The organism is Pseudomonas agarici (genome assembly GCF_001543125.1).
GTDB lineage: Bacteria > Pseudomonadota > Gammaproteobacteria > Pseudomonadales > Pseudomonadaceae > Aquipseudomonas > Aquipseudomonas agarici.
Window position 1 is genome coordinate 4917660 of the sequence record NZ_CP014135.1, and the last position, 24239, is coordinate 4941898.

General features: G+C 58.8%; 22 protein-coding genes and 1 pseudogene. 6 read left to right on the forward strand and 17 right to left on the reverse strand.

Going from position 1 to position 24239, the window contains the following annotated elements:
- Positions 1–14: 14 nt before the first annotated feature.
- From AWM79_RS21510 to AWM79_RS21560, 11 genes are all read right to left on the reverse strand, one after another.
- The gene (locus tag AWM79_RS21510; protein WP_017133995.1) at positions 15–3917 is read right to left on the reverse strand and encodes a type VI secretion protein IcmF/TssM N-terminal domain-containing protein; all 3903 of its coding nucleotides are present in this window, start codon (positions 3915–3917) and stop codon (positions 15–17) included.
- A gap of 30 nt (positions 3918–3947) precedes the next feature.
- Positions 3948–4661 (reverse strand): type IVB secretion system protein IcmH/DotU, encoded by a 714-nt coding sequence (gene icmH, locus AWM79_RS21515; protein WP_017133996.1) that lies wholly within the window; start codon positions 4659–4661, stop codon positions 3948–3950.
- A complete protein-coding gene (gene tssK, locus AWM79_RS21520) occupies positions 4658–6001 on the reverse strand; it encodes a type VI secretion system baseplate subunit TssK (protein WP_017133997.1) in 1344 nt (447 codons plus the stop codon). The genes icmH and tssK overlap by 4 nt, the downstream gene beginning before the upstream one ends.
- Entirely contained in the window at positions 5998–6717 is a 720-nt protein-coding gene (gene tssJ / locus AWM79_RS21525; RefSeq protein ID WP_017133998.1) for a type VI secretion system lipoprotein TssJ, read from the reverse strand. The genes tssK and tssJ overlap by 4 nt, the downstream gene beginning before the upstream one ends.
- 22 nt (positions 6718–6739) lie before the next feature.
- Entirely contained in the window at positions 6740–9337 is a 2598-nt protein-coding gene (gene tssH / locus AWM79_RS21530; protein ID WP_017133999.1) for a type VI secretion system ATPase TssH, read from the reverse strand.
- The gene (gene tssG, locus AWM79_RS21535; RefSeq protein ID WP_017134000.1) at positions 9334–10404 is read right to left on the reverse strand and encodes a type VI secretion system baseplate subunit TssG; all 1071 of its coding nucleotides are present in this window, start codon (positions 10402–10404) and stop codon (positions 9334–9336) included. The genes tssH and tssG overlap by 4 nt, the downstream gene beginning before the upstream one ends.
- A complete protein-coding gene (tssF, locus tag AWM79_RS21540) occupies positions 10368–12200 on the reverse strand; it encodes a type VI secretion system baseplate subunit TssF (protein WP_017134001.1) in 1833 nt (610 codons plus the stop codon). The genes tssG and tssF overlap by 37 nt, the downstream gene beginning before the upstream one ends.
- Positions 12200–12682 (reverse strand): type VI secretion system baseplate subunit TssE, encoded by a 483-nt coding sequence (gene tssE / locus AWM79_RS21545; protein WP_060783749.1) that lies wholly within the window; start codon positions 12680–12682, stop codon positions 12200–12202. Before tssE ends, tssF begins: the two co-directional genes overlap by 1 nt.
- Before the next feature lie 24 nt (positions 12683–12706).
- Positions 12707–14209, reverse strand: coding sequence for a type VI secretion system contractile sheath large subunit (tssC, locus tag AWM79_RS21550; RefSeq protein ID WP_017134002.1), 1503 nt, complete (start codon positions 14207–14209; stop codon positions 12707–12709).
- Positions 14210–14219: 10 nt separating this feature from the next.
- Entirely contained in the window at positions 14220–14753 is a 534-nt protein-coding gene (gene tssB / locus AWM79_RS21555) for a type VI secretion system contractile sheath small subunit (RefSeq protein ID WP_017134003.1), read from the reverse strand.
- 70 nt (positions 14754–14823) lie between these two features.
- Entirely contained in the window at positions 14824–15573 is a 750-nt protein-coding gene (locus AWM79_RS21560) for a hypothetical protein (RefSeq protein ID WP_017134004.1), read from the reverse strand.
- Positions 15574–16218: 645 nt separating this feature from the next.
- Here AWM79_RS21560 and AWM79_RS25455 point away from each other — a divergent pair.
- The 5 genes and pseudogenes from AWM79_RS25455 (at position 16219) to AWM79_RS21575 (ending at position 18911) form a co-directional block, all read left to right on the forward strand.
- Positions 16219–16635, forward strand: coding sequence for a hypothetical protein (locus AWM79_RS25455; protein WP_176986976.1), 417 nt, complete (start codon positions 16219–16221; stop codon positions 16633–16635).
- 177 nt (positions 16636–16812) lie between these two features.
- Positions 16813–17010, forward strand: a pseudogene (locus AWM79_RS25780) (hypothetical protein); the annotation flags it as partial.
- 336 nt (positions 17011–17346) lie between these two features.
- Positions 17347–17490, forward strand: a complete 144-nt coding sequence (locus AWM79_RS25145; protein ID WP_156430139.1) for a hypothetical protein — start codon at positions 17347–17349, stop codon at positions 17488–17490.
- 223 nt (positions 17491–17713) lie between these two features.
- Entirely contained in the window at positions 17714–18181 is a 468-nt protein-coding gene (locus tag AWM79_RS21570) for an anti-virulence regulator CigR family protein (protein WP_017134006.1), read from the forward strand.
- A 211-nt stretch (positions 18182–18392) separates the two neighbouring features.
- Positions 18393–18911 (forward strand): DUF4142 domain-containing protein, encoded by a 519-nt coding sequence (locus tag AWM79_RS21575; RefSeq protein WP_017134007.1) that lies wholly within the window; start codon positions 18393–18395, stop codon positions 18909–18911.
- Here the strand turns inward: AWM79_RS21575 and AWM79_RS21580 are convergent.
- From AWM79_RS21580 to AWM79_RS21605, 6 genes are all read right to left on the reverse strand, one after another.
- Positions 18896–19183, reverse strand: a complete 288-nt coding sequence (locus AWM79_RS21580) for a hypothetical protein (protein ID WP_060783750.1) — start codon at positions 19181–19183, stop codon at positions 18896–18898. The two genes, AWM79_RS21575 and AWM79_RS21580, sit on opposite strands and share 16 nt — an antisense overlap.
- A gap of 265 nt (positions 19184–19448) precedes the next feature.
- Positions 19449–19829 carry a Rho termination factor N-terminal domain-containing protein gene (locus AWM79_RS21585; RefSeq protein ID WP_017134009.1) on the reverse strand — a complete coding sequence of 127 codons (381 nt, stop codon included), beginning with the start codon at positions 19827–19829 and terminating at the stop codon, positions 19449–19451.
- 63 nt (positions 19830–19892) lie between these two features.
- Complete coding sequence (locus tag AWM79_RS21590; RefSeq protein WP_017134010.1) at positions 19893–20225, reverse strand: hypothetical protein; 333 nt, start codon at positions 20223–20225, stop codon at positions 19893–19895.
- A 228-nt stretch (positions 20226–20453) separates the two neighbouring features.
- The gene (locus AWM79_RS21595) at positions 20454–20753 is read right to left on the reverse strand and encodes a DUF6388 family protein (RefSeq protein WP_026013403.1); all 300 of its coding nucleotides are present in this window, start codon (positions 20751–20753) and stop codon (positions 20454–20456) included.
- Positions 20754–20925: 172 nt separating this feature from the next.
- Positions 20926–22125 (reverse strand): MFS transporter, encoded by a 1200-nt coding sequence (locus AWM79_RS21600; RefSeq protein ID WP_017134013.1) that lies wholly within the window; start codon positions 22123–22125, stop codon positions 20926–20928.
- A gap of 208 nt (positions 22126–22333) precedes the next feature.
- On the reverse strand, positions 22334–23092 hold the full coding sequence (locus tag AWM79_RS21605) for a 3-oxoacyl-ACP reductase family protein (RefSeq protein WP_017134014.1): 759 nt from the start codon (positions 23090–23092) through the stop codon (positions 22334–22336).
- A 137-nt stretch (positions 23093–23229) separates the two neighbouring features.
- Here AWM79_RS21605 and AWM79_RS21610 point away from each other — a divergent pair, with 137 nt between their 5' ends.
- A complete protein-coding gene (locus AWM79_RS21610) occupies positions 23230–24156 on the forward strand; it encodes a LysR family transcriptional regulator (protein ID WP_060784032.1) in 927 nt (308 codons plus the stop codon).
- The last annotated feature ends 83 nt before the right edge of the window (positions 24157–24239 follow it).

Below are 24239 nucleotides of genomic sequence, written 5' to 3' on the forward strand. Positions count from 1 at the left end.
CTTGGCTGGAGTGCTCACTTGGCGCGTCCGTCCGTGGTGTTTAGCGCGCTCAGCGCCTTGACGTTGCTCAGGTCGGTGAGCTTGACGCCACCATAGTTGCGCACAGTGAGGCTGACCGGACCACTGGCGGTGTTCCAGCGCATACGTTGCTGGATGCCATCGAGGTCGTCGACCCGCGCACTGTCGTTCATGCGCAACAAGCCCCAGCGTCCTGGATAGTCGAACACCGTGATGCGCTCGCCGCTGAGCGTCACGACATCAAGGCGTGCGCCTGGCGTCGTGGTGGTGCCCGGCCAGGAAAACCGGCTCCAGCTAGCCTTGCCGTTGCGGTAGTGCTGCACCTGCCTGTCCAGGGTGAAGATGATATCGGTGAAGTCAGCCGACGGCTCCAGCATGATTTCGAAGCCGTTGTCGCGGTCCGACAGGCTGGCGATCACTTCACCTAGCGAGCTGGCCTTGTCGATGCTGTTGACCATGCCCGGATCGACCAGCGGAGCCGACTTGGCGCCGCTGCTCATGCCCAAGCCTTCGCCGCCGGCCAAATTGCCGATTTCGTTGCGCTTGAAGTTTGGCAACAGGCCCGATTGCGGGTCGACGAAGCGTTGCAGATCCTTGATCGAAGCTTCGTTGCGACTGCCTGCGGCAATCGGGTAACGATGGGCCATGACCTGCTCCCACGGTTTGGCAATCTGCTGCGCCCAGGCCTTGGCAATTTGCTCGCCGGCCGGATCGCGCAGGGTTTCCCAGGTGTACTGGATCGGCAGGCTGAACAGACTTTGCAGCGAACTCGACAGGCCGCCCTGGCTGGTGTCGATCGTGGTTTCTACATAGTTGCGTACATGAGTGACTTCGCTTGGCTGGCCCTCCAACGTCTCGCTGATCAGTTGCTTGCTGCTTTTACCGATGTCTTGCGAGCGCTGGATATTGTTGACCCGCACTTTGAGTTTGCGCAGCGCGGCCAGGTAGCGATCCATGATCGTGCTGTCCGCACCTTCGGCGTTCTGTGTGGCAAACACCCGTGATACCGGCTCGAAGCGTTTCGCCAGGCTGCCGTCATTCACTGTCGGCAGTGGCGAAACCAGCGTGCTTGGGGACACGTCGGCGGTATCGAATATGCCAGTGACCTTGCTCCAGAAACTGTCCTCGCGCGGGGTGCCCGGCTGCTGGGACTCACGTGAGTCGGGCAGGTCCCATTGAGTGTTGTCGTTGACCGCCCAAAGTAGCCGTTTGACCGGCGAGTTCTGCACGTCGCTGAGCAGCGAGAGCTGTTGAGTGGCGTTGGTCATATCGGTGAAGTGACGCACGCCGACGCTGCCTACCAGGGTGTACCAGGCTTGGCTGTAGTCACGTTTATAGCGCGCCATGAACTCGCGGATGAAGTTGGCTTTCTGCACCACGCGGTCGCTGCCGTCGCCATCCAGCACCCAGTCGGTTTCATTGTGCAGGTTGCTTGAGACCAGCTTGATCAGCTCCGGCTTGACGAACTCGTCCCAGCCTTGGCGAGTGAAAATCGCCGGCACAACCTCAGTGCCGTACAGTTGCTGGCGGCCTGGTAACGGCACCAGGTCGTTCAGCCCGGTCGGCGGGAACTGACGGTTGGATTCGAGCTGCAGGCGCAGGTATTCACGGTCCACCAGGGAGCTGGAGATCATGAACGACTTGAGGCTCTTTTGCGTCTCGCTGATCAATTGCTCGTTGCGTGCCAGCGTCGGTGCTTGAGCGTTCTTGAGCAGTTGCACGTAGACCGCTACGTTTTCCCGAATCACCTTGTCGCTGAGCGGGCTTTGCTTGCCGAGGGTGCTTGCCCAGGCGACCGGCAATACCGCGCCGACAAACTCGGCTTCCGGGTGCGCGGCGGGTTGGGTGAGGATCAAGTACAGCTTCAGCGCGTTGTATGACTCGATGATCGAGGCGACCTGATGCTCATCCAAACGCCCCAGCATCTCCTCCGACAACGACAGCCCACCCGTGGTTGCGGACAGTTCGGCAACGTCACCGACGGTGGCCGGGTTGCGCAGGGCAGCAAGGGCGTTGTCACGCACTTGTCTGGCCGAAACCCGGGCCGCACCGGTCAGGCGCTGGTTGAGATCATTGGTGCCGCGGGCAATGTTGCCCAGACTCGGCGTTACCCCGACACGCGCAGCCAGTTGCTGCGTGCCTTGGGTGGCCGAAGGGCCTTTGCGCGCACCCTTGGCAGGCTGCGCCGCCGTAGCGTTTTGCAGGTCCATGGTTCTTGCGAACTCGTTGAACTGGCGCAGATGCTGTTGCAGTTTGAGGGTAACCGGCTCCAGCACCTGGGTACGCAGTTGCTGCAAGTACGCGCGCTGGGTTGCGAGGTAGATGTCATCGCCACGGTACAGGCCGCCGCTCAAGCGCAGCGGCACGCCGTGGTCGCGGTAGCGCTCGATGGTGGTCATCTGGTTGCGCAACCGCTCCAGGCCCTGGCCGGATGCAAGCAACTGCTCGCGCTCCGGCGATTGCTGCAGCTCGCTGAGTTGTTGGCGCATGGACGCCAGCCATTCCCGGTTGTTCTTGAACGACAGGCTTTCGCCGCCAATGAACAGCACCCCGGCAACCAGCGTCAGGCCAATCAACGCAGGGCTCAGTGACGACTTGCGGCCGAACCTCGATGGGTACAGCGACAGGTCACGGTCAGGAAAAATTACCCGGCGAAAGGTATCGGTAATGAAGTAGCTGCGATCAGCGGTTTTCTTTGTGCTGCCGTCGCCCGGAAGGGATTGGCTGGCGTGCGGATGCAAGGCGAACGACTCGGCAAGGTCATCCTCAAACACCGGGCTCAATTGCTCGTCGGTCTGCAACGCGCTAGTGAAATACAAGCCGCGCAGCAACAACGGGTTGGCCTGATGCGTGTGCTGTGCGAAGTGTTGGAGGAGCTGCTCAAGCACGCCCGCCAGTTCAGCGAAATAGTTGGGAAAATTCAGCAGCGCGCTGTTGGTGTCGGCGCCCAGAGTCATCATCTGTGCATCAACGTGGCGGCGAATCTGCCGGTGCAGATTGGTCAGCTTGGTATCCAGTACGCTACGCAAACCGTGGTTGCCAATCTCCGATAAACCGAAAGTCATGCCCAGTGGTTGCTGACGCTCGTTGAGGTCGAGGCCTTCGAATGCCTGGCTGAAACCGGGCAGTTGGTCGGTCTTGCTGAGCATCAGGTAGATCGGCGGATTCACCCCCAGGCAATCGATGTACTCCTCGATGCGCGACACCAACCGCCCAGCCAAGGCGTTGCGCTCATCCGTGGTGGAGGCCAGCAGCTCTGGCAGGCTGACCACCAGCACCAACCCGTTGACCGCAGCCTTGTTGCGTTGCTTTTTCAGCAGGCGCAAGAAGTCGGCAAAGTCGCTGGCGGATTGCTCGTCGCGCAAGTAGCGCCCGGCGGTATCGATCAGCACGGCGTCAGGGCTGAAGTACCAGTCGCAGTGTTGGGTGCCGCTTTCGCTGTCATTGGCGCTGCTGGCGATGCTCGCCGACAGGCCGGAGCGGCTGAGTAGCGAGGTCTTGCCGGCGGCAGACATCCCGATCACCAGGTACCATGGCAGGTCATACAATGCCGAAGAACCGCCGCCGCCCGCCGCACGGTCGGTACGCAGCATGGCGATGGCGTGCTTGAGCCGTTCGCGCAGCACTTGCTGGTCGCGGAACTCGCCAGCGGACTTCATCGAGCGGTCGACTTCACGCTGTACCAGGTTCTCCAGGTTGTGCTCGGCGCGAATACGCTGGTACTGGCGTAGCACAATGATCAGCACATAAAAAGCACTGATCACAATCAATGCTTCCGGCAAATGACCCTGCAGCCGCGGCACACGTGGCGCGGCAATCGAGTAGGCCAACAGGCTCAACACCCACAGCGTTGGGATGAGGAACCAAAAACTTTTTAACAAACGCAGTAATGTCTTCATGTCTTCCCGGCCTGGTTACCTGATCTGTGCTCAGGCACTGAACAGCTGGCTGATGTGTTCTGCCAAAGCGGCGACGTCCTTGCCCAACAACCAGTCCAGCGTCAGGTAAACACTTACGCAGACCAGCGCAATGAGCGCCAGATACAGCCACACCGGGACTTCGTGACGAAGCATTTGCGAAACCTGATCGGGCAATGCCCAGTTCGGTGACAGGGTTTTCGGGGGCTTGCGGTAGCGCGCGATGTCCTGGCCGAGGGTATTGGCCAGATAGCGCAACTGGTCTTTCTGGCCGAGACTGAATTTGCCTTCGAAACCCAGCGCCAGGCACAGGTGGTAAACCTCAAGTACATCCAGGTTGGCTTGCACGTCGCTGCGCAGCGATTCGATCTTTTCAAAAAATCCCTCCCCCGCCAGATGCACGCCGAAATAGCGGAACTGCAACGGCTGCAACTCGAAATGGTTGCGCAGAGCGTTATCGCCGGAACGCAGCACGCTTTCGTCGAGGAAAGCGCAGAGGGCGTACTGGGTGTCCTTGACCTGTTCAACGCTATAGTTGGCGCTGCGTGCGTCGCGCTCCAGGGTGTTGAAAAAGTTATCGACACTGGCTTCAAAGGCATTCAGCGAAGTCGCCTGCCGGCCCCGGCGCACAATCAGCGCCATGCTGATAAAGTCCTGTACCAGGTCTTTGAGGGTCGGTTTTTTGTGTGCCGTGGCTACGGCGCCTTGCATCACGGCTTCGGTCATTTGAGTACCGCCATCAGTTCAAGCTTGAGATTGGTAAAAGCGCTGGGCGCATAAAAGGAGATGGCCTGGGCATTCATCATCCGCTCATACACCCGGCCATGGGGTTCGATGGAGAAATAATGGTTGTCCAGGCGCACTGGAATCGCATTAGGCAAACGTGTCGAGTGATTCAACGTGACGCCCGGCATCGCACTGTTGACCACCACTTCGATGTCTTCCGGCGATCCCACCTTGATTGCCCGCGGCACCAGTTCCAGCAGGTTGGAGCCGGGCATGTCGGCATGCACCGAGAGGTAGAAGTCGGCTTCGGTCAGGCGCGGGTCGAGCAACTGACCCTGCCAATAAGACGGTTTGGTCTGGGTCAGGTTGATGACGATGCATTGGTTCGGAATCACGTTGTCGAGCAGCACCCGGATCATCTCGTCGAGCTTGACCAAAGAGGCCGCCGGATCATGGTGGTCGTACTCGGGAATATCATTGAGCTGGGTGTCCAGGGAAAACGTCAGCAAACCGCCGGCAAGCTCCGCGAGGAACAGATACAAGCGCTCGGGGTGCAGGCGAGGGTGGGCCAGCAAGTGCGCCAGATTCGGGCAGGCACGGTTGACCGTGTTCAACAGCCAGAACAAGGTGACGTCGCTGGAACCAAACTCGGCGATCTGGTCGGCGCGCTCACGACGTCGCCCTGACAACGCCTTGTTCTTGGACTGCAAGGCGCCGAGCAGACGCTTACCTAGACCGACCAACGTTTCATGGGTGCCGACATGCAGCGTCGGGTGGACAAAATGCGCATCCAGGTTGAAGCCGCCGATGTTATTGCGCGACAGCCGGGCAATCGGGCAGTAGCTGTAGCCGTCCAGGTTGTCACCGTCGATCAGCATCACTACGTTCAGGCGCAAGCTGGTGATTTCATTTTCCAGGTCGCCCTCATTGAGATCAGGCAGGGTATCGAACTGCTTGCGAAAACGCCGGGCGCTCTTTTGCTCTTGGCCGTCTTCGATGTAGTTCAGGCCGAATGGCTCCGGCAGCTTGAGCGCGGCATATACCTTGAGGTCATTGCCCTTGAGTAACTCCTTCAAGTCCCGTGCCGCCGGCAGCGGGTCGTGCTGGGGCGCGTCAAACAAGCTGCCATCGGGGAACACCAGTTTCAGCCGAATCAGGCGCAAGGTACCGGTGGCCAGAGCTTCTTCGTCAATCAGCAGCGTTTGCACGCCCCAGTGAAACGGCGTACTGCGTAGGGTCGACTCGGCCAACTGATGTTGATGAAACTCATCCTGATATTGGAAATGCTGCGGCAAGAGGAACATACCTTCCGACCACATCACACGGCTTTGCTTACTCATTTAGCGCCTTCTAATAGAGAATTCATTGGCGTATCGGCGGCCTTTTTCGCAGCGCTGGCAGCCATGTCCATCGCTTGCTTCTGCACCCTGTCGCTGACCGGCTTAGGTATCGCCAGGGCCGGTGGGGTGTCGGCAATTGGCGCCTGCGTCTTGGGGCGGTTCAGCACATCCATGCCGCGCACTGCCTGCACCGAGTAGAAGTCGGCCAACACCCGCACGCCATTGGAGGAGAACCAGATGCCGTCCTTGCGCAACGAGTTAGCGTCGAAGGCGACCTTCCACTGACTGTCTTCGTCGCTGCGGAAGAAGCCTGCGACGCCGACATAGCGCGTGGCTTTATTCAACGGCCAGGTATCGGTCTGGCCCATGCCGGGCAGCAGGACGATTTCACGCTCCTCGATCAGCGTGTTGCCCAGGGCTGGCTGCGGCGCGGCCGACAAATCGTCGGCGGATACTGCGGCAAAGCGCTCCAGCGAGCTCAATTGGTAGACGTGCAGCACCACCGATAGCGGTTTGCCGGAGGTGTCCAGGTTGAGCTGATTACCGGCGTAGGTGCTCAAGATCAGCTTTTCGTTGTCGCTGTAAAACAGGTCGCCCATCCAGGTGTCGTCGGTGCGTTTGCCGATGCGGTCAGTGACGCCACACCCGGTGAGTATCGCCGTCATTACCAGAGCTACCATGCCGGCTGCCAGGGCTGGCTTTTGTTTCGTGTCCATAACTGCTACTCGTAGTGATCGATCAGATCAGGCTGTAGGTGAAGTCACCGTCGCTGCCCAGCCCGATGGTCAAGCTCTCAATCGGTTTGTCCTGCGCCATCCGCTCCAGTACACGCTGAGCGAGCTCCGGCATCAGGGTTTTCGAAAGGATGTTGTCGATATTGCGGGCGCCGCTATCGACTTCGGTGCAGCGCGAGGCAATCGCCTTGACCAAGGCTTCGTCGTAGCCCAGCAATGCATGGTGATTGCGTTCGAAGCGCTGGCGAATGCGCGCCAGTTTTAGCGCGACGATGCGTTCGAGAATTATGTCTTTGACCGGGTAGTACGGCACTACCGTCAAACGGCCGAGGAAGGCTGGCTTGAACACCTGATTGAGCTCGTCACGCAGCCCCTCGACCAGCTCGTCCGGCGTCGGTTGCTCCTCGCTGTTCCAGCACCGCTGCATGATGCGGTCGGTGCCGGTGTTGGCGGTGAGCAGGATCACCGTATTGCGGAAGTTGATCTCGCGACCTTCGCCATCGTCTAGCACGCCTTTGTCGAAGACCTGGAAAAACAGCTCAAGCACATCCGGGTGAGCCTTTTCCACTTCGTCGAGCAGCACCACGCTGTAAGGCTTGCGTCGAACCGCTTCGGTCAACACGCCACCTTCACCATAACCGACGTAGCCCGGTGGCGAACCTTTGAGACTCGACACCGTGTGGGCTTCCTGATATTCGGACATATTGATTGTGATGAGGTTACGTTCGCCGCCGTACAGGGTATCGGCGAGGGCCAGCGCGGTTTCGGTCTTGCCGACGCCACTGGGGCCGAGCAGCAGGAATACGCCGATCGGCTTGTTTGGATCCTCCATGCGTGCGCGGGAAATTTTGATGCGCTTGCCGATTTCCACTAAAGCGTGGTCCTGACCCAACACACGTTCGCCCAACAGCTCGGGCAGGCGTTGTACGGTGTCGATTTCGTCGCGCAGCATCTTGCCCAGCGGGATGGCGGTCCAGCCGGAAATCACTTCGCCAATGGTGCCACCGTCGACCAGTGCGTGGACCAGTGGCTGCTCGCCCTGGACACTGGCCAACTCGGCGCGCACGGCGGCGAGTTGGTTGGCATCCGGTGGGCCCTGTTCCGGTGTGCTCAGTGCGCCAAGTTTTTCCACCAGCTCCCGCTCGCGCTTCCACTGCTGTTCCAATGTTTGGCGGAGGGTTTGTTCCGCACGCAGTTGTTCGATCAGGGCGCTCAAGCGGCGGGCATGATCGCTGCCTTTAGCGGCTTCCTGTTCCAGCACGGCGATTTCGGCCTGGAGGTTATCGATCTGGCGTTTGCAGTCCTCCAGCGGTCCAGGCTGTGCCGACTGGCCGAGGGCGACGCGGGCGCACGCGGTGTCGAGCACGCTGACCGCTTTGTCCGGCAACTGGCGGCCAGTGATGTAGCGGTGGGACAGGCGCACGGCCTGCACCAGCGCTTCGTCCATCACGGTGACCTGGTGGTGCTCTTGCATTTTTGCGAGCAGGCCACGCAGCATGTGGATGGCTTTGTCTTCGTCGGGCTCTTCAACCTTGACCACCTGGAAGCGGCGGGCGAGGGCGGCGTCTTTTTCGAAGTACTTTTTATATTCCGCCCAGGTGGTGGCAGCGATGGTGCGCAACTCACCGCGAGCCAGCGCCGGCTTGAGCAGGTTGGCGGCATCGTTTTGCCCGGCCTGGCCACCGGAACCGATCAGCGTATGGGCTTCATCGATAAACAGAATGATCGGGTGCAGGCTGCGCTTAGTTTCTTCGATCACCGATTTGAGGCGGTTTTCGAACTCGCCTTTCACTCCGGCGCCCGCTTGCAACAAGCCCAGGTCGAGGGTGTGCAGCGCGACGTCCTTGAGTACCGCCGGTACATCGCCCTGGACGATACGCAATGCCAGGCCTTCGACCACGGCGGTTTTACCCACGCCGGCCTCGCCGGTCAGGATGGGGTTGTTCTGGCGACGGCGGGTCAGGATGTCGACCATCTGGCGTACTTCGAACTCGCGACCGAGCACCGGGTCGATGCGGCCGTCGCGTGCGCTTTGGGTGAGGTTGATGGTGTATTGATCCAGCGCCGGAGTCTTGCCGTTGCCCTTCATCGGACTGGCGCTGCTGGCGCTTGTCAATGGTTTGGCAAGTTGGGACTCGACGCTGCCTTCAACCAGCGCACTGAAGTTCAGGCGCAGGTCATCCGCATTGATTTTTTCCAACTCAGGCGCGGAGCCGATGATCACCCGGCGCAGCTCGTCATCGTCGAGCAAGGCGTGCACCAGGTGACCGGTGCGAATCTGCGCCTCGCCGAACTCGATAGACGCTAGTACCCACGCCTGTTCGATCATTCGCGTGATATGCGGGGACAGTGCGGGCGTGCGTGTATTGCCTTTTTTGAACGTGCCCAAGGCTGTCATCAACTGCGTTTGCAGACGATCTGGCACTACATCGTAGTGGCGCAGGATGGCCGGCAAGTCGTTGTCGCTGGTATCCAACAACTGCAGCAGCAAGTGCTCGACTTCGACGTCGTAATGGTTTTCCGAGAGGCACAACGCCGCGGCACCTTCGGTGGCAGTGCGGCTGTTGTCGTTCAACTTGGCAAACAGGGACTTCAGGTTCACAGGCAGACCCCATCAAAAGGAATGTGAAAGAGGGCGCAACGGGAAGGCTCCACGTCGACACCGGGAGGTTTGAGCCAGCCAAGCCGCCCCAGGGAAACATTGCCCTGGCGCCCCAGGCGGGCGACCGGTACAGCTTCGCGCTTGAGCCTGGGGGCCAATTGAAAGTCCAGCTCGGCACCGACATAAAAGCGCACCAGCTCGACCAGCTTCTGGTAATCCACCGTACCCGGCAGGAAACGCTGGTAATCGGCCAGCTCCAGCGGTCCCAGTTCGATGCGCACGCACGATTGATAGTCCCAGACCCGGTTGCCGGCGACGGCGCTTTGTCCGAGCACGGCGTTCTTGCGACCCAGTCGGGTGCGCTGATCGGTGCCCAGGTGCAGCCAGCGACCGGCGAATGGCTTGACCTTGAACGGCAGCGAAAAATAGAAGCTCAGCATCACTTGCAGGTTCAGGGTGTTGCGCGGCTTTTGCGCGAACATCCCCGAGAAGTAGCTGAACAGTTCGCGACGCAGCGGCGAGGCGTCTTTGTCGAACTTTTGCTTCTGCGCTTGCGGCCCTAAACCCACGAGGTTGAGCAGGTAGCGATCAAACCCAGAGGTGCCGTGGCGCTCGTACTCGATGTAGAACTTGTACTTCTGCCAGGCTTCGTAAAACAGCGTGGTCATGCGGTGCGAGAAAATATCCAGGAACGCATGCGCCGCATCGTCACGGTATTGGATGTGGCGTTCCATCAACAGCTCGGTATATGGGCGTGGTAGTACCCCGGACGGTCCCACCAGGCCCATGAAAGTCACCTCCACCTCGGTCAGTGGCAGGCCCGCTGCCGACACGTTGTGGGCGTGCTCGAACTGCAAATCGCTGACTTCGCTGGCGGGGAAATTGAGCGACAGTTGTGAGCGAAAACGCAACGGGTCTTCATGCGGCCGGGTTTCCAAGTCCATGCGCCCGGTTCTGCTGTAGTGCAGGCGCAGCAAGCGCACCAATTGAAAGAACTCGAATCGATGCGGCTCGGCCCTGGCCTGGTCGATCAGACCAGGGGTTGATCGCCGGTTCGCGCAGGCCATTGGACCACTCTCTTTTCGCGTTGCAAGGTGCGAAGGGTTAATTGGGTAAAGCTGTTCATCGTGCAGTACTGACCGAAGAAATGGTCGAGCACCATGCCGAACAAAAACACACCACTGCCGGTGTATTGGCTTTCGTCGAATTTCAAGGTGATACCCACGCCACGCACAAAGTTCGGGCGCGGGTGGCCTATACGCGCAACCACCGGCTCGCTGGTGACCGAGACGATGCCGTTGATCTGTTTGCGGATCGCCGAAAGGTTGCGATAGTTGTAGAGGGAGAGCAGTTCCAGCAGCACTTCGCGCCCCTTGGACACCAACGACATGTGGTTGAGCGAAAGGTGCGAAATCAACCGCCAGATTACCCCGTTACCCAGCGGTACCCGCACGCTTGCGGTCGGCTTGCGCAGGCAGCGGATGTCCTTGATGACCGAATTGGCCGGGATATTGAAGTCGCCGCGTTCGCCGCCAAACGGCAGCATCAGCGGCAGGTCGCGGTTGCTGCAAGTCAGGCGGATGCTCAAGGTGTCGTTGTTCGAGTCGATCATCTCCAAGTTGCGGTCCACCACCCGGATAAACATGTTCGAGCCATCGCGTTGCTGGGTTTGCACGGCACGGCGGCGGGCAATCCAGAAGCTGCTGCCTGCGCCCTGCTCGCCACGCGGTTCAAAGAACGGATGGCAGGTGCCGACCTGGTCGGTGCCGCCGATTTTTTTCACGCGGAGCACGCGGTCAATCGAGACCACTTCCGAAGAGCTTCGCAGGCGCACATCTGGGGTTACCGCATACTCATGTTGGGCATGAGTCAGCTTGATCGGCTCGGCCTGCTGGCGGAACAGATTGATGATCGGCGTGCAGTTGAGCTTGAAGTTATTACGGTCAATATTTTGCGTCAGGCGAACCAGACGGTCCGTGAGGTCGTAATCGGAAAAGTAGAAATTGATCTCGACGTTCTCCACGGCCTTGCCCGCAAGGATGCGTGCAAAGCCGCAGAGGTCGAAAAACATGAATTTGTCGGGGAAGGTGAAGTATTCATGGAGCAACCGGTAGCCCAGGAACGAACGCTCGGAGTAATCCACCAGGCCTTCATCCAGCTGATAGCCGACCGCCTTCAAGGCGCCGATGGGTAGGGCCACTTCGCGGGTGCGGCCTTCATCCTCGAACACCAAGGTGGCCTTTGCCAGGTTGTTGAACAGCAGTTCGTACAACTGCAGCATCAGCGTGCTTTCGCCGTCGAGGAAAAACCGTAGGCTGTCCAGTTCCATCTTGCCAAACAGCACATCCGAGGTGGCGACCAGGCCAATGCGCAGACGCGCGACCAAGTCGGCGCTGTGGCCGTTGAACGCCGAGCGTTCCATCTCGATAAACGACGCCTCTTGCACTGCCACCGGCCACAACTCCACCGGGTAGCAGGTGCGGAACTTACAGACCACGCCGTCCACGGGATTGGCATGCAGCTCGGTGTGGCGGGCCACGCGGTAGGCTTCGGTGATCTTTTCCTGCTTACCGAGATTGAACTCGACAATCGACATTGACGGAGTAGGGCGCAGGTAATGCGGGTAAAGAACTTCAAGAAAAGCTTCGACGATTTCCGGGAATTCATCATCGAGTTTTTTGTGCACGCGCGCCGACAGGAACGAGAAGGCCTCGATCAACCGTTCGGTGTGCGGGTCTTCGCAGCTATCGCCCTCGATGAGCAACCGCGAAGCGATTTTCGGATACTGACTCGCAAACTCCTGGCCCAAAAAGCGCAAGTGCGAGAGTTCCTTTTCATAATAGGGCAGCAGATCGTCGAGCATCAGTTGAGATTTCGCACTTTGTATTCCTGGGTGTTGACCTGCAGCACCGCATCGAAGGAGACCTGACGCGAAATGTCTTGCAGACGCAAAACTGCATCCACACGAAATGTCAGCGCGCGTTGGCCGATTTGTTGTGCGAGCAGTTGTACTTTCACGCTGCGAAAGCGTCGGTCACCGACCGTGATGGCTCTTTCTAGCTGACGCTGGATCAGCAGACGATCCTGGGGATCGAGCACGCTCTTGCTAGTGAAATCGGGCATGCCGTAGTCGAGGATGGTTCCACCCAGATTGGCAAAACCCTCCAGTTCGCCCGCCACCAGGGACTGGCGGGTATTCACCAGGATCTCCAGGTCACGCACGATGCTGGCCTTGTAATCGGCCACCGAACACAAGCGCTGCGATGATGCTTCAATGGACTGATGCGCACGATCGTCCAGCAGTCGATCCAGCAATGAAGGCAACAACTTGTGTTGACTACTCATGGTTGCCTCCCTGGCAGCGTTCGATCAACTGCGAGTTGACGGTGGCAGCTCTGCGACCAGACGCAGCGATGCCGTCAGTTCGTCCAATTGGTAGTGGGGACGCAGGTATGTCACAGCCTTGTACACCCCAGGCTTGCCTGGTACTTCAAACACTTCGGCGCGGGCTTCGCGCAGCGGAAACTTGGCCTTGGCTTCCTGGCTGGCGGTGTCGTCCAGCAACACATAACCCGACAGCCACTTGTTGAGGAACAATTCGACGTCCTTGCGCGAGGCAAAGCTGCCGATCTTGTCGCGCATGATCGCTTTCATGTAGTGAGCGATACGCGAGGTGGCGAAGATGTACTGCAACTGCGCGGAAAGGCGCGCGTTGGCGTTGGCGATGTCGGTGTTGTATTGCTTTTGCTTCTGCGCCGACTGGGTGCCGAAAAACGCCGCATAGTCGGTACCCTTGCAGTGCACCAGGGGAATGAAACCCAGGTCCGACAACTCTTTTTCACGGCGGTCGGTGATAGCGATTTCAGTCGGGCATTTGAGCGCAATTTCGCCGTCGTCAGTCTTGAAAGTGTGGGTCGGCAGACCCTCCACCAGACCACCGCCTTCCACGCCACGAATCGCCACGCACCAGCCATAGCGCGAGAACGCATCGGTGACCCGCGTGCCCAACGCGTAAGCGGCGTTCATCCACAGGTATTTGTGGTGGTCGCGGCCATCGACGCTTTCGACGAAGTTGAACTCTTCCACCGGAGTGGTCTCCGGGCCGTAAGGCAGGCGACCGAGCACGTGGGGCAGGGTCAGGCCGATGTATCGCGAATCTTCCGAGGCGCGGAACGACTTCCACTTGGCGTACTCGACGGTGTCGAAGATCTTCGCCAGGTCACGTGGGCCGGACATGTCGGTGAAGGAGTCCCAGCCGAACAGCTCGGGCGAGGCCGCCGAGATAAACGGTGCGTGCGCGGCGGCCGCGACATGGGAGATCTCTTCGAGCAGGTACATGTCCTCCGGGCTGCGGTTGAACTCGTAGTCGCCCAGCAGCATGCCGAACGGCGCGCCGCCGAAGGTGCCGTATTCTTCCTCGTAGATCTTTTTGAACAGTGCGCTCTGGTCGAATTCGGACGAGGCCTTGAGGTCGCGCACCAGGTCTTTTTTCGAGGCGTTGAGCAGGTGGATTTTCAGCGTGGTGCTGGTCTCGGTCTGGTCGACCTGATACTTCAGGCCGCGCCACGAAGCCTCCAGCGACTGGAATTCACGGGCATGCATGATCTCGTTCATTTGCTCGGAGAGCATTGCGTCGATGTCGGCGATGCGCGCATCGAGCACGGCGATCAAGTCTTTGCTCGGCGTCATTTCGCCTTCCAGGACCTGCCCGACCAGTTCGCCGATCAAGTCGCGGGTCCGGGTGCGCTCGGTCTCGGAGCGCGCCACTCGGCTTTGCGAAATGATGCTATCGAGCAGCGAGGATGGCGGGGCGAAGTTTTCCACTGCAACCAGATCGTTGTCCTGGTGAGTCACGGTTTGCTTGTCGTTCATCGTCAGGCTCCTACTCTTTGCCATCGGTGGCTGGAACGGCGGCTTCGCGGCCGAATTCCTTGCCTAGCGTTTTCAACTTTTCAGTGTTCTGCAACACGTCCATGAGCAGCTCTTCGAGTTTGTCGTTGCCGCCCATCTTGTTGCGTAGATCAGCCAACTTGTTGCGTACTTCCAGCAGTTTGCGCAGCGGTTCGACCTGCTTGACCACGTTCTGCGGCTCGAAGTCTTCGAGGGCGTTGAAGTTGAGCTCGACGCCCAACTGGGTGCCGTTCCTGGCCAGCGTGTTGTCGACCCGGTAACTCAAGCGTGGTTTGATGCCTTTAAGCACGCCGTTGAAGTTATCGCGGTCGATGAAAATGAATTTGCGCTCCTTGAGTTTCGGCAGCGGCTCCAGCGGGTTGCCGGAGAAGTCGCCCAGCACACCGACGACAAAGGGCAGCTCCTTCTTTTCCTGCGCGTCGCCAATGTCCACGTCGTAGGTGATATGGACCCTGGGTGCGCGAACGCGGTCGAGCTTGTGCTGGGTACTTTCCTTCTTCGCCATCGTGATCTCCTGGTGCGAACAAATTCGCTGCAAGTCGTTTGCGTGTCGGCTCAACTGTTGGCCTGGCGCATTATATTCCTTCGATCGTCAGCAGCAGCCGCTGACGGATTTCATCGTTCATTTGCAAAATATTTTCGGGGCCTACCAGTTCCTCGAAATGGGTGTTGCCGGCGATCTGAGTGCTATTACGGATAACCGCCTCATCAGGCAATTGGGCGCGTACCGGTGAGCTGATGACGCAAAAAGGCAGGTCGCCAAAATCTTTGAGTCGCTCGAAACCGAGGGGGAATCGCAGGCCGCCAAACAGCCGGCTCAAGCCCGGAGACTGGCTCAGGCAGTAGAACAACACCAGGTAATGCACGAGGAAGCGGTACAGCTCGGCATTGCTGCGATTGGGGTCTTTGATGACGGTGCGAAACCGGGCCAGGTCGAACGAGCTGAAACCCACTACCCAGCGCACTGGGCTGGTGATGCGAATGACCTGGCCGCTTTGCGAGAGTACCTTGTCGTACTCCAGCGCAAACAATTCCGGTGTCGTATCGATCAGATTGAGCGGGACTTCCAGTTCGTTGACCAGTTGAAAGGGCACTGCCGACCCGATGCGATCATAGAGTTCCTTGAAGTCTTTGAAATGGTGCTGGGTCTCGCGACCGCTGCTACGTTGCGCGCCCTGTAGGTATTCACCGAAAAACGTCTGCGGACGGATCAGCATTGCGAGGGTCGACAGATAATCCGAGGCCTGCGCCTTGAGCGCATCGGAAATAGCCCGGGTTTGGCTGCGCAATCTGATCAGTGCTTCAACGTCAAACCTTTGAGACATCGCTATATCGTCCTTGAACGCTTCCCCACTGTTTCCCGAATATCCACGGGAGAAGGTGCAGAGCTACGAATTTTTCAATTGAGCACCTGTTCACAAAGTGCGACGGCCGACGTTTTTACATCGAAAGCCGCACACCGCCAGGATTTTGTAGGATGCGATGCTGGCATATGGATATCGGGTGGCCAGCAACGCCGTGTAAGGCAACATCTTGTATGGAAAAGTTCACTCAGGAATGGATTTTTTCTCGTTTCTGACACGTGCTGCAATGATGTCTAATTGGCATTATTTGTCGGTTCAGACCGACATAAATTTATAAAATTAAAGTAATTCAATGACTTAGATAGCGTCTTTGATCCAGCTTTTGATTGAAACTAAATTGAAAAAAAGTGAACCTGTTCACCTATTACAAATTGGTTGAACGCTAGGAAATAGGTACCTGGAGGAACGTGTCGATTTTTTTCGCGCAAGAAAATGATGGCAATACGGAGTATCTAAGGTTTATTTCGATGCTCCATGTGTAGGGGCGCTGTGAGGGGGACATATTGCTGCCATCGCGGTAGACGCGCTCTGTGCAAGGAGCCCCGCGACGTCAATCTGCTGTCGTCGGACATCCTGCTCAAAAGCCAGACCTTGCACGTGCCGCTGATGTACCTGAGCTTGCTCGACTCCGCAGAAACCAGTGCGGTGATTGGTCATGAACTGGCGCACCGAGTGCAGCGCCGACCAACGTCAAAATCTAAATCGGTTATCGATTTACTGGACATGACGGCTGCCGAGAAGAAGCTGATCAACTGGGCGGATAGCCGGGGCTCATCGACTTCGAGGTCGGCCAAGAAGCCATTCAAGGGCAAGATAAAGTTGGTGCGTGTAGAGGGACAGCTACATTTCGAAGTGCCGATTACGGCTCAAGTACAAAATTATAAAGTGCTCGGCCAGGCCGGACGGCAGGTTGCTCATGTCCTCGCTTACGAAACCAGGGCTGCACTTAATCAACCTGCAAGGCTGCTGCCGAAGGTGCGAGCTGCTGGTTCAACAGTACATGGGCAAGTCGGGCGCCGATAAAAAATTGGCGCTTACATTACAAAGTGAGTTAATGATGCTTTTTGATCCTACTGTTGAAACGGTAAAAAACGGGCCATGGATGTTTTTTTATGGTTGTTTTTTTGGTAGGTGCTTGTGAGCGATATGTGTTATTTGTGGTGCCGGTATTTTTTACTGGTATCGGCGTGATTGGCAGGCACCTCTGGCGCCGTAGCCTTAATCCTCTACTATCGCCATATAATCCGTGGCCTACGCACCCTCCATATTCAAGAGCGCAATATGTCCACGCCATACACCTTCATGCAAATCGACGAAATACGCGAAGCCCGCAGCCGCTGGTGGCTGGGTAGACTGTGTAAATGGCTGGCTTCCCTGCGTCAGTCCCCGAGTGCCTGATGACTGCTGTTAGCGGCATTATCAGACGGGCAGGTTACACGAACACTGATTCTGGGAGTTACACATGACAATGGACCTTTCATCCCTGTTTACGGCGCGGAACCGTCGTCTGTTCAAACTGACCATGACGCTGAAAGAGGGGCAGGAGCTTTTGCCTGGGTTCTTTTCGGGAGTCTTTCATTTGCTTGTCACGATACCGGTCAGATCAAAACCGGCTCCGCAAATGTGTTTACCAATGGCAAGCCGCACGCGACTTTGCAACCGGATCAAAGGAAATTCGCCGTAGGTACTCGCAAGTATTGGAAGTGGCGAGTAGATAACGGCGCGGAGTCAGCAATGACCGGCATTAAAAAACTGAAAGAAACCTACACATCCCTTTACGGGCTTGAAGGATGTAGCGATGTCGAGTTTGAGCGTATAGAGGCGGTGTTGGATATCAAGCGTCCAAAGGACTGCAAAGAAGTTGCAGGCCATCTATGATGGTGGTTTAATTGGGGAATACGTCATTATAAAATGACAGGATTCCGGTTACAGAAAATCTGCGACATCCTTCCGATTTTTGATGCCCATTCTAGATTTTCCGGTCACTCAGCCGATGCCTCTCACCCCTCGGTAACGCCCTTTATTGTCAAAACATACGCTGCTTTTCGCCCGATACCGTCTACATTTCAATAGGACATCCCTTTTCTTCAAGGAGCGGATAATGCTCAAGTTGCAGTCGTTTATTGCCGCGTTTGCTTGTGTCGCTCTGGTGACAGGCTCCATTACTGTGTTGGCTGATCCGGGGAACGGGAAGGACAAGGGAAACGGTAAGGGGTATTCGGAGAACTACCAGGGCTCCGGTAATCAGGGCGGCCAGGGTAAGCAAAAAAAATCAGCGGGCGGTAACCGGGCAGGCGGGCCAAGTGTTGATCACAGCTTCGTCCTCGGTGTGCTGGGCGGGTACCGGGATTACTGGCGTCCGGGGCCGGCGTTGCCGCCAGGTATCCAAAAGAACCTGGCGCGCGGAAAGCCTCTTCCCCCCGGCATTGCGAAAAAGCTCGATGGTCGACTGTTGGGGCGCCTGCCTCATTACGATGGCTATGAATGGCAGCAGGCGGGGACGGACTTGATCCTAGTAGCTATCGCCAGCGGAATCATCTATGAAGTTCTTAGCGGGGCATTGGACTAGTGGCCTGTGTGGTGAGTTCTGTGCGTCAATTTCGACGCCACAAGTCCCTGCCCGATGCTGATGGTGCTGTTCAACGATTACCGGTAGACCGCGAACCCTGGCGGCCCGGCGAGGCTCCGTTCGTCAGTCACGGTCTTTTTTTTAAACCTTTACCGCCCAGGCTATTCCCATTTCTGTAGTGGATAGATTTTTTTCCCGCAGGAGGACAGCCATGAGCCGCAAGGCCCCACGACTACGCCTGATGTTTTTCAGCCTGATTCTGGTCGCCAGCCTGGCGGCCCATGCCCTGGAGGGAACCTCCGCCGAATTTGTCGACAGTGTCTCGGTGGCGAGCGTCGCCGAGATTGAAACCAGCCGCCTGGCGATCCAGAAAACGACCGCCACGGACATCAACAGCTATGCCGTGGAAATGATCAAGGATTACACCGACGCCAATCGCGATCTGAAGGCGATCGCCACCCGCCACAACTTGCCCATGGCCCCCGATGCGCAAATCATGGACCGGGCCAGGAAGCTGATGTTACCGGCGGGGGAGGGAGAGTCGTTCGACGTGGCGTATGTGGCCCACCAGATCAAGTCCCATGAACGGCTCATCAAGCTGTTCAAGGACGAAGCCCAACAGGCGCAATCGCCCGAGCTGAAGGCGTTTGCCCAGCAGACCTTGTCTAAGCTCGAGATGCATCTGGACATGGCCAGGAAGCTTGAAATGACTCATCACGAGAGCGACTGACCGGGTTTCTCCGCCAGCGACTGTGCTCGGCTGGTCCGGCTGCCCTGGCGGGACAGCACCATCTCCTCAAGGATCTCCCGGGCCAGTCGAGACAAAGATTCACGGCCCTTGTAGTCGGCCCTGATGATGCCGGTCACGGCAAAGTGATCGGCATTCGGGCCACTGAGGATCGCCGACAACGTGCCATCGGAGTGCAGTGTGCATTCGACTTTGTAGCTGGGCAAACGGGAGGCCAGTTCCGCCTCGATTTCCGACTTGCTCAGTGTGTCCATTGCGGATGCTCCAGATCGAAGAGAGAGGGCTTATTCAGCAGAATAGAAGCTATCGCGCAGAGAGGCGCAGGAATATTTGTCGAATTTAGACACGCTGTTGGTGGCGCCGATACCGGGCAGAGTCGTTGATGGCGACTGTGGCCTGCTAGTGGCCGGTACGGTGAGTTCCTTAGCTCAAGTTCGAGACCAGGGCTGGTGGTGCCGAAATTGACTCACAGAGCTCACCACACAGGCCACCAGGCGCCTAGCTGAGGCCCGTAGCGGGTCATCCGGTTTTTTGCAGGGCCTCGATCAGCTCTTGCTTGCGCATCCTTGAGCGACCAGGAATGTTGCGGCTGCGGGCTTCCTGCAGCAGGCTGGCCTTGCTCTGGGTTTGCAACGAGGCCTGACTGTCGCGCGGATAACCCTTGCGGCTTGCCGCCGCGCGTTTGGACGAATCCGAGCGGGCTTTTGCCTTGGCCACGGGCGACTTGTGCCTGCCTGAGCCGCCAGCGCGCTCGCCACCTCCCGATTGTTTGTTGACAGTAGCCCACGCCCGCGCCTCGGCTTCTTCCTGGGACAGGCCCTTGGCCTCGTAGCTGGACTCGATATGCGCCGCCTGGCGTTTCTGCGCGGCAGTGTATTTGGCTTTGCTTGCCCGTGGCATTTGCAGACTCCTTCCGTTCGTGACAAGGATGACGACGCATCGTCGCGCTTTCGCCCCGAGAATCTATTTGATAGTGGAGCCGCTGTTGCCGCCAGAGCCTTTGCTCGAACCGGGAGCGGTATGGTTGCCTAGGGGGCCGTTGCCGTCGGTATTCATGCCGCCTTGGCGACCGCTGTCATTACCCTGGTTGCGCGGGTCGATACCCTGGCCTGGAGGCAGAGCGCCATTTTTGATCACGCGGTCGTTGTCGGGATGGATACCGCCTGGAAGCGCCGGCGGCTTCGGCTCTTGGACCGGATTGGTCGGGCCGGTTGTAGGTGGCGCGGCGACGCTCGTCAGCGACAGCGACGCCAGCAGGCCGGTCAGCGCGAGCATGGCAAGTTTTGATGAGATCATGGTGAGTCTCCTTGTTTGAGAGTCCCTACCTGATATTGGGCGTTATCTGCTTGGCATTGGTGCCGGGCAATCGACGAACGGCAGGTTGTCGTCGACCTGCAGACGCATTCGAAAATCGCCAAAGGCGCGAACGACCTGCCAGTGCCACTGTTCGAAGATAATCTGGCGAGCCGCGGTGCCTTGGGCGTGCACAGTTTGCCGGTGGGTATTGCCCTTGGGCTGGCTGGCTCAGTCTTCGGCAATATCGTTGAACGAGCAGTATTCGTCCCAGTCCATGCCCAGTGCCTCGGCCACTTCACGGTGGACTTCCAGGCGCATGACCTGCAATTCTTGCGGAGTCTCGGCCACCAGTTTCAGGGTCAATTCCCAGGGCTCAATGCCCTGGTCTTCGGCTTCTTCATCAAAGGCCCATTGGAATTGCTGCTGTTGTTCTTTCGGGCTCAAGCCTTGAGTTTCTTCGCGCAGATGAGGGTGAGCGTCGAGGAACTTGGCGAGGGCGACCTCGCTACGGAACTCTTTGGGAATCATGCTGGTGTCTCTATGCGATGCGAGGGTGTGGGTGAAGTTTTGCACATCGCCGCTGCGTGGCACAGGAGCGGCCATCATAGTGTGCCGGCTTGGAAATAACCGCTCAATCCAAGATTCGTGTCCGCGTGCCGAAACTGCGCGGGCTTGCCTGCCGAAGGGGCAGGCCCGCTGATCAAGCCGATACTGTTGCCCTGCCACGCCGCTGCACAATGGTCCAGATCCCCAGTGCCAGCGCGGAAATCAGGCCGCCGGCCACGACGATCCCGCTCCAGCCAAACGGCCCAAACAATTGTGCGCCCAACAGTGAGCCCAGTGCGCCGCCGATGAAATAGCAGGTGATATAGCCTGCATTGAGGCGGTTGCGCGCCGTTGGGCGAACCTTGAATACCGCGTTCTGATTACTCACATGCACCAGTTGCACGGCGAAATCGAGCACCAGCACGCCGATCAACAGCGCCACCAGCGAACTCCCGGCAAAGCCCAGTGGCACCCAGGACAGCAGCAACGCCAGCAGCCCGATGGTGGTGGCGAACTCGCCCTTGCCCGAGTCCGCCATGCGCCCGGCGAGGTTGGCCGCCATCGCGCCAACGGCACCGGCCAGGCCGAACAGACCGATCACCGCGTCGGAGTAGTTGTACGGCGGGTTGGCCAGCAAGAATGCCAGCGGGGTCCAGAACAAGGCGAACAGGCAGAAGGTCAGCAGGCCGAGCACCGCCCGCAGGCACAGCACCGGCTCCTCGATAAACAAGCGAAAGACCGAACCGAGCAGGGCCGGATAACTCAGTCCGGCACTCTGCCGATGCCGTGGCAAGGCGCGAAACAGGGCAAAGGCACAGATGAACATCAGGCCTGCCGCCAGCAGGTAGATCGCCCGCCAGTCGCCGAACGACGAGAGTGCCCCGGCCACCGTGCGCGCCAGAAGGATACCCAGCAGTAAGCCGCTCATCAGGGTCCCGACCACTCGCCCGCGTTGTTCCAGGGGCGTCAGGCTGGCGGCCATCGGCACCAGAATCTGGGCCACCACCGAGAACAGCCCGGTCAGCGCGGTGCCCAGCAGCAGCCAGGGTAAGCCGGGGGCGAAGGCGCTGATCAGCAGGCCGAAGGCACTGAGCAGAGTCATGACGACGATCAGCCGACGCTGCTCGAACAGGTCGCCCAATGGCACCAGCAGCAATAATCCGGCGCCGTAGCTCAATTGGGCGGTGATGACGATGGTCCCGGCGGTAGCCATGTTCAAGCCCAGTTGTTGGGCGATAGTGTGCAACAACGGCTGGGCGTAGTAGTTGCTGGCCACGGCAAGGCCGGTGGCAGTAGCCATCAGTAGGATCAAGGCCGTGCTTAAAGGTGGCGGGCTGATGTGCGCGTCGGACATCGTTTGTCTCGTTTTGAGAAGGCTGAGTGTGCGCAGTATTGAGAATGTTTCGACAGGATGCCAGTGCATTCGATGAGCGACGTTCACCAGCGGCGCCTGGTCGGAGCCGATGACCGCGCCCACAAGCGGCAAAAGCATTCAGCCTGAGAGGCTCGACGTCAAGACAGCGGACGCCGAGTGTGGGAACGATCATCGCAGATGATTGGGATCAGGCGCTGAACCCACCATCGATGGTCAGGCTGGCACCGGTGATGTAGCCCGCTTCCGGCCCTGCCAGGTAGGCGACAAAGCTGGCGATCTCTTCGACGCGGCCATAACGACCGCCGGCCATCAAGCCGATCAGGCTGTCGGCAAACTCGCCATCGGCCGGGTTCATATCGGTGTCCACCGGTCCCGGTTGCACGTTGTTGATGGTGATGCCACGCGGGCCAAGGTCGCGGGCCAGGCCCTTGGTCAACCCCACCAGCGCTGACTTGCTCATGGCGTAGGGACCGCCGCCGGCGAAGGGCATGCGCTCGGCGTTGGTGCTACCGATATTGATGATCCGGCCACCGTCGCCCATATGTCGTGCAGCTTCCTGGGTGGCGACAAACACACTGCGCACGTTGATTGCCAGGGTCCGATCGAAATCTTCCAGGCTGAAATCCTCCAGAGGCCCCATGGCCAGCACCCCGGCATTGTTGACCAGGATGTCCAGGCGGCCAAAGGCCCCGACAGTGTTATTTACGGCTTGACGGATCGCTGCGGCGTCGGCGCTGTCGGCCTGGATGGCCAGGGCCTTGCCACCATCGGCGATAATGCTGTCCTGTAGTGCTTGGGCCTTGGCCGCCGAACTCACATAGGTGAAGGCCACCGCAGCGCCGTGTGCCGCCAGACGCCTGACGATGGCGGCGCCGATGCCACGAGAACCACCCTGGATCAAAGCTACTTTGCCGGTGAGATTACCGTTGAGAGCGTGTTCGGTCATGTCGTTCTCCTAAGTTCAAGGCCGCAAGAGGGAAGGAGGTAAGAGCCTTGTTGGCGCAGAGTATCGATTGCGAATTGATTCCTGAGTAGACGGTAATTGTTCTAGTCTGTGTAAACCAAAAGTTGTGAATGGCAATCATGGAAACTTTCAGTAGCATCGAATGTTTTGTCCGTAGCGCTGAAGTCGGCAGCTTTGCCGAGGCAGCGCGACGCCTGAGTCTGACCCCGGCGGCGGTCGGCAAGAGTGTCGCCAAGCTCGAAGCGCGCCTAGGCGTGCGTTTGTTCCAGCGTAGTACCCGCAGCCTGACCCTGACCGAGGCCGGCCAGTTGTTTCTCGGCGAAGTCGGCGCCAGCCTGCATACCATCCAGAAGGCTGTGGCCAATCTGGCCAGCGCCAAGGGGCGGCCGGCGGGCACGCTCAAGGTCAGCATGGGCACGGTCTTCGGTCGGCTGTATATCGTTCCCTTGCTGGGGGAGTTCATGCGCCGCTTCCCGGATATCCGTCCGGACTGGAATTTCGACAATCGCCAGGTGGACTTGATCGGCCAGGGTTTCGATGCGGCGATTGGCGGCGGCTTCGAACTGCCCCAAGGCGTGGTGGCGCGCAAGCTGACGGTGGCCCATCGGGTACTGGTGGCATCCGGCGATTATCTGGCGCAACAGCCGCCGATCGTCACGCCGGACGATCTGCGCCGTTGCACCGGCATCCTGATTCGCTCGCCCCAGACCGGCCGCGTGCGTACCTGGCAACTGAGCGGCCGCGAGGGCGAACACCAACCGTTGAACCTCACCGCTTGCATGACCATGAGCGATTCGGAAGCGGCCTGTGCCGTGGCTGCCCAGAGCTTGGGCATCGCCCTGGTGAGCATGCCGTTCGCCCTGGCCTGGCTGCGGGTCGGAACCTTACAGCGGGTGCTGCCGGATTGGTATGTGGACGATGGCAATATCTCGATCTACTACGCCGAACACAAATTGTTGCCGGGCAAGACCCGGGCGTTTGTCGATTTCATCATCGAGCAGTTCGCCGAGCGGCAATGGGCGAATCATTTCGATGCCCGGCATTGACAGGCATTCACCACAGTCTTGTAGATGCCGGGCTGGCTCGCGAACCGCCGAAGGCGGCCATCCCGTTCCTTGCCTTCCCGGAG

Bases quoted from the DNA above. Each gene is read 5' to 3' on its own strand.
- AWM79_RS21510 (WP_017133995.1), bottom strand. From the start codon at position 3,917: ATGAAGACATTACTGCGTTTGTTAAAAAGTTTTTGGTTCCTCATCCCA.
- icmH (WP_017133996.1), bottom strand. From the start codon at position 4,661: ATGACCGAAGCCGTGATGCAAGGCGCCGTAGCCACGGCACACAAAAAA.
- tssK (WP_017133997.1), bottom strand. From the start codon at position 6,001: ATGAGTAAGCAAAGCCGTGTGATGTGGTCGGAAGGTATGTTCCTCTTG.
- tssJ (WP_017133998.1), bottom strand. From the start codon at position 6,717: ATGGACACGAAACAAAAGCCAGCCCTGGCAGCCGGCATGGTAGCTCTG.
- tssG (WP_017134000.1), bottom strand. From the start codon at position 10,404: ATGGCCTGCGCGAACCGGCGATCAACCCCTGGTCTGATCGACCAGGCC.
- tssF (WP_017134001.1), bottom strand. From the start codon at position 12,200: ATGCTCGACGATCTGCTGCCCTATTATGAAAAGGAACTCTCGCACTTG.
- tssE (WP_060783749.1), bottom strand. From the start codon at position 12,682: ATGAGTAGTCAACACAAGTTGTTGCCTTCATTGCTGGATCGACTGCTG.
- tssC (WP_017134002.1), bottom strand. From the start codon at position 14,209: ATGAACGACAAGCAAACCGTGACTCACCAGGACAACGATCTGGTTGCA.
- tssB (WP_017134003.1), bottom strand. From the start codon at position 14,753: ATGGCGAAGAAGGAAAGTACCCAGCACAAGCTCGACCGCGTTCGCGCA.
- AWM79_RS21560 (WP_017134004.1), bottom strand. From the start codon at position 15,573: ATGTCTCAAAGGTTTGACGTTGAAGCACTGATCAGATTGCGCAGCCAA.
- AWM79_RS25455 (WP_176986976.1), top strand. From the start codon at position 16,219: ATGTACCTGAGCTTGCTCGACTCCGCAGAAACCAGTGCGGTGATTGGT.
- AWM79_RS25145 (WP_156430139.1), top strand. From the start codon at position 17,347: ATGACCGGCATTAAAAAACTGAAAGAAACCTACACATCCCTTTACGGG.
- AWM79_RS21570 (WP_017134006.1), top strand. From the start codon at position 17,714: ATGCTCAAGTTGCAGTCGTTTATTGCCGCGTTTGCTTGTGTCGCTCTG.
- AWM79_RS21575 (WP_017134007.1), top strand. From the start codon at position 18,393: ATGAGCCGCAAGGCCCCACGACTACGCCTGATGTTTTTCAGCCTGATT.
- AWM79_RS21580 (WP_060783750.1), bottom strand. From the start codon at position 19,183: ATGGACACACTGAGCAAGTCGGAAATCGAGGCGGAACTGGCCTCCCGT.
- AWM79_RS21585 (WP_017134009.1), bottom strand. From the start codon at position 19,829: ATGCCACGGGCAAGCAAAGCCAAATACACTGCCGCGCAGAAACGCCAG.
- AWM79_RS21590 (WP_017134010.1), bottom strand. From the start codon at position 20,225: ATGATCTCATCAAAACTTGCCATGCTCGCGCTGACCGGCCTGCTGGCG.
- AWM79_RS21595 (WP_026013403.1), bottom strand. From the start codon at position 20,753: ATGATTCCCAAAGAGTTCCGTAGCGAGGTCGCCCTCGCCAAGTTCCTC.
- AWM79_RS21600 (WP_017134013.1), bottom strand. From the start codon at position 22,125: ATGTCCGACGCGCACATCAGCCCGCCACCTTTAAGCACGGCCTTGATC.
- AWM79_RS21605 (WP_017134014.1), bottom strand. From the start codon at position 23,092: ATGACCGAACACGCTCTCAACGGTAATCTCACCGGCAAAGTAGCTTTG.
- AWM79_RS21610 (WP_060784032.1), top strand. From the start codon at position 23,230: ATGGAAACTTTCAGTAGCATCGAATGTTTTGTCCGTAGCGCTGAAGTC.